This window comes from uncultured Cardiobacterium sp. (assembly GCF_938028825.1).
Lineage (GTDB): Bacteria > Pseudomonadota > Gammaproteobacteria > Cardiobacteriales > Cardiobacteriaceae > Cardiobacterium.
Genome location: NZ_CALIZP010000078.1, coordinates 1 through 2,523, shown reverse-complemented (window position 1 = coordinate 2,523; position 2,523 = coordinate 1). Strand labels below are relative to the sequence as shown.

At 64.2% G+C, this 2,523-nt stretch carries 1 protein-coding gene; it reads left to right on the top strand.

Translation table 11 applies throughout. The features are described 5' to 3' along the window. Positions 1 to 2,523, top strand: a 2,523-nt coding sequence (locus Q0562_RS11730) for a hypothetical protein (RefSeq protein ID WP_298644586.1), incomplete at both ends; no start/stop codon positions are given.

The following is a 2,523-nucleotide window of genomic DNA, read 5'->3' as shown; positions in this document are numbered from 1 at the left end:
ATGCCACAAAAACACACCGCCCTCACCAAACAAAACCTGCAAATCTACCCGACCGAACGCCTCACCGATGCCGACGACGGTGGCGGGCTGATGGTCAAGGACGCGCTCACCGGACGCGAGAACGAACTCTTTACGCCCATCAGCGATGTGGCCCGCACCATCGGCGCCTTCAACGCGCGCTCGGTACATGGCGCGGTGCGCGTTGCCGATAACATCCCGCTCGGCGGTGCGCACATGATTATCTCGCGCCCGCCGAAAGCGGAGAACGTCAGCTACCTGCTCTATCGCGGCGTGCGCTACGGCGAGGTGCGCAAGGACATCATCAAACGTATTGCCGCCTACTCGGTGGCGACAATTGAATCGCGCATGACCCTGCTCTCGACGCAATCGCAGGGCTCGCGCATCGTCCAGGCCTATCAGCGCCCCGGCGAGCCGCTGCCGCTGATTGGTGACGTGTACTGTCTGCGTCAGGACAAGGCGGGCTATCCCGCCATTGAGCAGTATGTGCAGGTCATCCGCGTCAGCAGTGAAGACCGTACCTTTACCACGCACGACGGCATTGATTTTGTGCGCACGGTCGTCAAGATGGAGACCTCGACCGCCCTCACCCATGATTTTGTCGGTGCCGAGGCCCCGCAGCGCAACTACATCGACAACCCCTGCAAAATCCGTGAGACCCACGTTGCTGACGGGGCGCAGTATTACGGGGTCAAGCCGCTGGCCGCCGCCATCAAGGCTCAGGCGCAGAGCTTGCGCGTCTCCTCGCTGATGGAAAAGCTCGTCCCCACTTCGCAAATCGAAACGTCGCTGGTGGATCTTACCGCCGCCGGCGAGAAGCAAATTCTCTTTGACGCTGCGCGCGAGGAAGACCGCATTAACGGCAACCTGTCGCTCAACAAGGGGGCAGTGGTCTATACGCGGCGCGCCATCCTCCCCGGCAGCCTGCGCCTGGTCGTTGGCGGTGTTGATGCGCGCGACAGCGGCGGCGTCATCAGCAGTGCCGGCAACGACATCGGCACCGTCGATTACGCCGCCGGGCGCGTCACGATTAACGAAAACCTCGGCAGCGGCTGGACGCTGTACAGCCGCCCCGCTGCCGAGTATCTGCAAGTGGCGGATACGGCAGCGATAGCCGTATCGACGGGGACACGCTCCTACAACTACGTCATGACCATCAACCCCGCCCCGGCGCCGGGCAGCCTGCAAGTCTCCTACCGTGCGCAGGGCCGCTGGTACGATCTGCGCGACAACGGCACCGGCGCCCTGCGCGGTATCAGCGCCGCACACGGCAGCGGCGCAGTCGATTACCGCAGCGGCACCGTCACCATCACCTGCGGCGAGCTGCCCGATGTCGGCTCCGAAATCCTCTACGCCTGGGGCAGTCCGGCCACCGCCAAGAACCGCAGCGACAGCACCCCCGCTGTCACCATGCTGCTGCAAATGGAGGCGGGTGTCGCGCCCGGCAGTGTCAAATTAAGCTGGACGGACAATGGCGCCAAAGCCGCGCAGGATGACGGCATGGGCAACATCACGGGGGCGTGGACAGGGACGGTGGACTACCGCAGCGGCGACATTACCCTCAGCCACTATCCCGGCGGCGAGCAGCACCTTGACGTGAAAGTGGATTACTCGGTGGGCGAACCGCAGACACAGGAGTTTAAGGCCCCGGCGCGGGGGCATGACGGCAACGTCACCCTCAACCTCGCACAGCGGCAAATCAAGCCGCGCAGCTTCGAGATGACCTTTAACGTGTTGATCGAAGACTACGACCACAAGGTGCAGGAGGGCGAGGCCTACACGCGGCAGGTGGACCCCTACGTCACCGTGCGCGACAACGGCAGCGGCGGCCTGGTTGATGGCAACGGCACGAACTTCGGCAGCATCGACTACGCCACGGGGGCGGTCAAATTCAAGCCGGACTACGTGACCCGCATCCCGAAACCCATCTACCGCAAGCAGCCGATGGGCGAGCGCATCGTCAGCACCCAGGGCAACCAGCAAACCGTCAAGCCGCTGTACCGTCTTGTCTTTGCCGGTTACGAATACATCAGTGCGCTGGCTAGCGCGCCGATTGACGACAGCTTTGTGGTGACGGTGCGCTATCGCGGCCAGCAAAGTGAGGACGCGCGCACGAAACAGGCGACCAGCGGCGTCTTGCGTGTGGATCTGCTGCCCACCTTGCACGAGCGCGTTGTCCCCGGCAGCGTCTGCTTCACCAGCGGCAGCGAGACCTATTTTGACCGGCGCGGTGAACTCTACTACCGCCTCAATCCCGCCACCGGTGCCGCCAGCAAAGCGGGCAGCATCAACTACGAGACCGGCATTGCCGTGGTTGAACTGGCCGAAGGCAGCGCGGTGCGCCTGCTGGCGCTGGCGGGGACGGTCAAGGGCAACCCGGTGGACGAGGCGGTGTGGCGTATCCCCTCGGCACCAGTGCGCCCGGCCTCGCTGCACATCACCGCTACCCCGCTCACCGGCGGCCAGCTCAGTGTGCGCGCGGATGCGGGGGGCAAGATTGAGGGC